General features: G+C 69.9%; 6 protein-coding genes. 1 reads left to right on the forward strand and 5 read right to left on the reverse strand.

Features of this window, described 5'->3' with window-relative positions:
* Window positions 1-171: 171 nt before the first annotated feature.
* The 3 genes from VIB55_RS03250 to VIB55_RS03260 form a co-directional block, all read right to left on the reverse strand.
* Window positions 172-423 carry a hypothetical protein gene (locus VIB55_RS03250; protein ID WP_331875231.1) on the reverse strand — a complete coding sequence of 84 codons (252 nt, stop codon included), beginning with the start codon at window positions 421-423 and terminating at the stop codon, window positions 172-174.
* Between the two features lie 130 nt (window positions 424-553).
* Window positions 554-1,291: a Bax inhibitor-1/YccA family protein gene (locus tag VIB55_RS03255; RefSeq protein ID WP_331875232.1), complete on the reverse strand. Its 738-nt coding sequence runs from the start codon at window positions 1,289-1,291 to the stop codon at window positions 554-556.
* Window positions 1,292-1,364: 73 nt separating this feature from the next.
* Complete coding sequence (locus tag VIB55_RS03260) at window positions 1,365-2,357, reverse strand: lipid A deacylase LpxR family protein (protein WP_331875233.1); 993 nt, start codon at window positions 2,355-2,357, stop codon at window positions 1,365-1,367.
* Window positions 2,358-2,565: 208 nt separating this feature from the next.
* Here VIB55_RS03260 and VIB55_RS03265 point away from each other — a divergent pair, with 208 nt between their 5' ends.
* Window positions 2,566-2,862 (forward strand): Rho termination factor N-terminal domain-containing protein, encoded by a 297-nt coding sequence (locus tag VIB55_RS03265; protein WP_349262984.1) that lies wholly within the window; start codon window positions 2,566-2,568, stop codon window positions 2,860-2,862.
* A 91-nt stretch (window positions 2,863-2,953) separates the two neighbouring features.
* Here VIB55_RS03265 and VIB55_RS03270 read toward each other — a convergent pair whose 3' ends face one another.
* Window positions 2,954-3,988: an FAD binding domain-containing protein gene (locus tag VIB55_RS03270; protein ID WP_331875235.1), complete on the reverse strand. Its 1,035-nt coding sequence runs from the start codon at window positions 3,986-3,988 to the stop codon at window positions 2,954-2,956.
* Between the two features lie 902 nt (window positions 3,989-4,890).
* On the reverse strand, window positions 4,891-5,859 hold a 969-nt coding region (locus tag VIB55_RS03275; RefSeq protein WP_331875236.1), incomplete at its 5' end, for a sensor histidine kinase.

Genomic DNA, 5,859 nt, shown 5'->3' on the forward strand with positions numbered 1-5,859 from the left:
CGCGAGCGCGGCCCCTCGCAGGCGGTGATCGACGTGATGGACCGACGGCCGGTGCAGCGCGGCAGGGAGTAGCGGCGGTTCGCGGGCTGAAAGGTCTCCGCGCACTACTACGAAAGCACCGGAGCAGACAGGCTGCTCCGGTGCTTTATTGTCCAGGACAGACGGGCCGGATCACCACTCCCATTCCTGATCGTCCCAGGGCGAGCCGGCGATTTCCGGATCGAGAAGCGCGTCGTCCCCTGCTTCGGCCATCGCCTGAAAGGCAGCGTCCCAGCCGGCACGTGAGGACTTCGCTGGTCGGATGATGATCTGGTGAGCGCAGGCCTCCAGCTCCACCTCCCCTCGAAGTCCGCTCTTTTCGAGGAGCGGTTCGGAGATGCGGATTACATGCGAGTTGCCGATACGCTCGATGCGGGCTTTCATTCCATGCCTCCCCAAGTGTGATCGCAATGTAAGCACGAGAGAGGCGTGGCCGAAGTCCCGAGGTGTAGGGAAACGAGAAGGGGCGGGCGCCACGCGGCGCCCGCCCCTTCTTCCATCCGAAAGCCCGGGATCAGTCGCGGCTCTGCAGCTTCATCAGCAGGCGCAGGATCTCCAGGTACAGCCACACCAGGGTCACCATCAGGCCGAACGCGGCGTACCACTCCATGTACCGCGGCGCACCCTGCTCGGCGCCCTGCTCGATGAAGTCGAAGTCCAGCACCAGGTTCAGCGCGGCGATCACGATCACGAACAAGCTGAACACGATGCCCATGGTTCCGGCCGAGTGGATCATCGGCATCTGGGCGCCGAACATCCTCATCACGAAGCTCGCCAGGTACACCAGCGCGATGCCGCCCGTGGCCGCGACGACGCCCAGCTTGAAGTTCTCCGTCGCGCGGATCAGCCCCGAGCGATAGGCCAGCAGCAGCGCGAACAGCGTTCCGAAGGTGAGCGCCACGGCGGGGATCACCACCCCGGGGAACTGGGTCTCGGCCAGGGCGGAGACGCCGCCCAGGAACAGGCCCTCCATCACCGCGTACAGCGGCGCGGTCACCGGCGACCACTGCTTCTTGAAGATGGTCACCATCGCCAGGACGAACCCGCCGGCCATGCCGCCCACCATCAGCGGCATGATGGACGCCGGGTCCCACGCCGTCATGGCCTTGTTCCACACCCACGCCGCGGGCGCCATCAGCAGCAGGAGCATCAGCCCCACCTTGTTGACGGTGCCCTCGATGGTCATGCCCCCGGTGCCGTCCCACTGGCCCGCGAAGGTCTTGCTGTTCAGGGTTGGATTGGAGGTTCGCATTGCCCGCGGTTCCGAAGGTGAAGGTTGGGTCTGGCGTATGATACGCCGTTCAGGGCCGCCGGTTTCGTCCGGGTTACCGGCGCCAGGTGAGCTCGATGGTGCTTACCGGGTGTCCGCCCGGCTCTTCGCGGTACTCTCGGGTGCGGGTGAGCACCCGGAACTCGCCGCCGAACCGGCCGCTCGCCACGCCGACGCCCCAGCCGCGGCTGGCGACCAGGAGTTCGCGCTGCACGCGCGGGGGCTGGCTTCCAAAGGTGTTGCCGTCCAGGAACAGGTTGCGCAGCACGGCCTGGCCGGATGCCGTGGCGCTCAGGTACACCGAGGTGCCCCGGTGCGCGCGCGCGGCCCAGGGGTGGCGCAGGTCGTATCCCACGCGGGCGCGGAGACCGGCGCGCGCGCCCGTGTGCACGTTGCCCAGCGTGGCCCCAATGTCCGCCACCATGTCGGCGATGCGGCCATCCCCCGCGCGAAGCTCTGCCCGCTGCTCGGCGCCGTAGCGCAGCACCACGCCCGGCTCGAAGCCCAGCTGGTGCTGCCAGCCCACGACCTCCCGGAACCCGGTGAGCTCATGGAAGGTTTCCATCACCGTCCGGCCCAGCGAGGGCTCCCCCGTAATGCCGACTTCGATGCCGTACGTGTGCCGCACGGTCCCCTCGACCACCCGGCCCGTCGCCGCCGCGTACAGCCAACCCGCGTAGGGCCGCTCTCCCTGGGTGGCGACGTACGAGTCGTTGCGCGGCATGTACAGCCGCTGCCCGAACTCGAACGTCGTCGAAACGCACCCCGCCTCGGCATCCGCCGGCTTTGCCTCGCTCCCCTCGCGCGCGCAGGGCGCCAGGTGCCTGGCCAGTGCCGTCCATCCCGGCGCTCCCTCCAGCTCGGCCGCCAGGCGCAGGCCGTTGGAGTACTCGTAGTCCGGCCGCACGGCGAACGGAATCCAGAAGTCGTACGCGTCGTTGTCGGACGTCAGCTCCCACGCGCGTACCTGCGCGGCCAGGGGCGCGGCGATGCACGTGGACGTTGCGGCCAGGCCCAGGGCCAGGCGAAGGAGGACGGGAAGGCGCATGCGAGACGGGAACGGCGGGGTGGTATTGCAGCGGCAAATCTAATCGGCGGCGGGCGGGTGCGACAGCCCGGAGTCGCATCGGCGAGCGCCGTGGGCGCGGCCGCCATGCGTCATCCTGGAGAGAGGGCAGGTGGACGGTCTGGAAATGTGCGCGGTTCTTGCGCTCATCCGGCCGCGGGCGCCTTTACCGACTCACGCGGAGGCTGCGATGCCGCAAGGCTGGAGTAAGCACGACAACCAGATGTACGAATCGATCCGGGAAAGCTCCATGGACCGGGGGATGGATCCCGCCCAGGCCAAGGAGATCGCGGCGCGCACGGTGAACAAGCACCGGCGGCAGGAGGGCCGCACGCCCAACAAGCGTACGATGGGCACCGGCAACCCGCGCAAGCCGCTGGAAGAGCACACGCGCGACGAGCTGTACAACCTGGCGAAGGAGCACAAGATCGAGGGCCGCAGCAAGATGCAGAAGGACGAGCTGATCGCCGCCCTCAACGACGTGTAGCGCCGGTCTCGCCTTTCATCACGACGCGGGGATGCGGGGCGGGGAGGAACCTCTCCACGCCTCCGCGTCCCCGCGTCTTTTCGTGGGCCGCTCAGGCCGCGAGAGCGGGGATGGACGTCATCCCCAGCAGCGCGCGGCGGACGTAGACGGGCACCATCGCGCGGCGCCAGTCGGGATCGACGATGATGTTTTCCAGCGGATGGCACTGCTTGAAGGCCTGCTGGGCCACCGCCTCGGCCACATCGCCCAGGCGCTGGCCCGCAGCCAGCTTGTCGAGCCCCGACACCACCCGCGGCCGCGATCCCAGCGCGGAGACGACGACGGAGAGCGTGCGCACCCGGTCGTCCCCATCCAGGTCTGCCACCGTGGCGATGGACAGGAGGGGAAAGTCGATGGAGTTGCGCTGGCGCACCTTCTGGTAGCCCATCCGCACGCCGGAGCCGGGAAGGGGGACGCGGACGCGGGCGACCAGTTCGTCCGGCCGGCGCACGGTGTTCCACTTGCCGTCGGCGATGAAGAACGCGTCCACCGGCAGGGTCCGCTCGCCGTCCGCCGAGACCAGGTCCACCACGGCGCCGAGCGCGATGAGCACGGGCGCGGTGTCGGACGAGTGGGCGGCCACGCACTTCTTGCCCGTGCGGGTGACGTGGCAGACGTCGCCGTCCTTCTTCAGGCAGAAGCCCAGCGCGTTACGCCAGAAGAACGACTGGTTGTAGTACGTGCAGCGCGTGTCCAGGCACAGGTTGCCGCCCAGCGTGCCCTGGTTGCGGATCTGTGGGCCCGCCACCTTCGCCGCAGCCTCGGCCAGCGCGGGAAGCGCCTCGCGCACCAGCGGGTGGCGCGACACCTCAGTGAGCGTCGCCGCGGCGCCCAGCACCACCTGCGCCGCCCCGGCCGACCCCGCCCCCACCGCACGTCCCTCCGCGTCCGCCAGCCCGATGCCGTGAAGCTCGCCGATGCCCTTGAGCGCCACCAGGTGGCGCGGAGTGAACAGGCGATGCTTCATGTTGGGCATCAGGTCGGTGCCGCCCGCGATGGGCATGGCGTCCGGATGCTCACGCAGGAACGCGGCGGCCTCGGCCAGCGTGCTCGGGCGGTGGTACGTGTATTCGTGAAGGCGCAGCATCGGCGGTTCGGCGGTCGGCGATCTCTCGAACGGGCGTTCAAGATACGGGGCGGGGCCGCGAGATTCCAGATGGACCGGGGCGGCGGCCACTGATGCGTGGGCCTCGGCTGCCGTGGGGCCCTCACCCGGCCGCGCTGACACGCGTGCCACCCTCTCCCACAAACAGCGTGGGAGAGGGGGTACACTTCAGGAGTGGTGTGCACTCGAAGTCATTGGTGCACAAGAGCTTGTCATCCTGAGACCCAGGCGCGTCGTGCCGGCCCGCAGCACATTCCGCGCGGGCCGAAGGATCCAGCCGCGGCGACTTCTCAGGTTGGGCGCGGCAGCGGTCACCGGTGCGTGGGCCTCGGCCGTGCTGGGGCGAATGAATTCGCGGCAACAACGGCCCGAAGTCCGCCTTCGCGGACTGCATGCGCAACCCGGTGCGCAACGCCAGCCGAAGCGCGGTTCAGGTCTCCCCCTCCCCTGCGCAGCGGGGGACGGGGGCCGGGGGGAGGGGGCTCCCGCGGCATGCACCGGCAGCCAGTCGAACCCCAATCGAAACTCTCCCCTCTCCCGGCGCAGTTTGCCGGGGGAGGGGCGGGGGAGGGCCCGCCGCGGCATGCACCGGCCGCCAGTCGAATCCCGACCGAAGTTCTCCCCTCTCCGCACGGGGTTTGTGCGGGGAGGGGCCGGGGGAGGGGCATTCCCGGAGGAGGGGCCTCCGAGGCCCAGGGCTTCGTGACCGCTGCCGCGAACGGGCTTGTACGTGGCCGCGGTTAGATCCTTCGGCCCGCGCGGGATGTGCTACGGGCGGGTGACGCTCGTCTGGGCCTCAGGATGACAGGCTTGGGCGCTCCTCCCGATGAGAGGCTTTGGCGCTCCTCAATGACAGGTTGCGGCGTTGTCCCTGACGGGCGTGCCTACGCGGGGAGCCGGACCACGAACTCGGCGCCCTCGCCAAGGGTGCCGCCTACCATGATGTCTCCTCCCAGCTTGCGCGCCAGCTGCCTCGCGATCGTCAGCCCCAGGCCCGTGCCGCGCGTGGCGGAATCGGTGCGCGCCTCACCGCCCACCTGCTCGAAAGGCCCGAAGATCCGCTCCCGGTCGTCCGGGTCGATCCCCGGGCCCGTATCGCGGACGGAAATCTCCAGCCATCGCCCCTCGCCCGCCATCCGCGCCCGCAGGCTCACGACGCCGCGCGGCGTGAACTTGATGGCATTGGAAAGCAGCGCCGTCACGATTTGGCGCAGCCGCTCCGGGTCCGTGTCGATCGGGGGCAGGCCATCAGGCACATCCACCCGCAGCTCCAGCCGCTTGGCCTCGGCCTGCTGGCGAAGGTGGGGGAGCACCGACTCCAGGAACGGGGCCAGGCTCACCGTGGCCGCGAACACGGGGAGCTTGTCGATCTCCACCGTCGTCAGCAGCAGCACGTCGTCCACCAGCCGCGACAGGTGCTCGGCGCACACCCCGGCGCGCTCGGACGCGCGGACGGCGCCCGCGGGGACGTTGCCGTAGGTGTTGGTCGCCAGCAGGTGGGTGTAGCCGACGATGGCGTTCAGCGGCGTGCGCAACTCGTGGCTGACCGCGGCGAAGAAGCGGCTCTTGGCCCGGCTGGCCTCCTCGGCCTCGGCGGCAAGGCGCGCCAGCTCCACCTCCTTGGCCAGGCGGTCGGTGACGTCCTCGAACAGGATCGACACGCCACCGTCCGGAAGGGGATGCGTCCACACGTCGAAGCGCCGGCCGCGGTACAGCTTGCCCCGGGGATGGATGGCTTCAAGGTGCCGCGGCCCCCGCTCGCGCATGGTCCAGCGGATGGCGTTCACCACCGCCCGCGGCTCCTTGGGCAGCAGCGGCCACACGTCCACCCCCGCCGCGCGGCTGCGCCGGAC

The organism is Longimicrobium sp., assembly GCF_036554565.1.
Classification (GTDB): domain Bacteria; phylum Gemmatimonadota; class Gemmatimonadetes; order Longimicrobiales; family Longimicrobiaceae; genus Longimicrobium.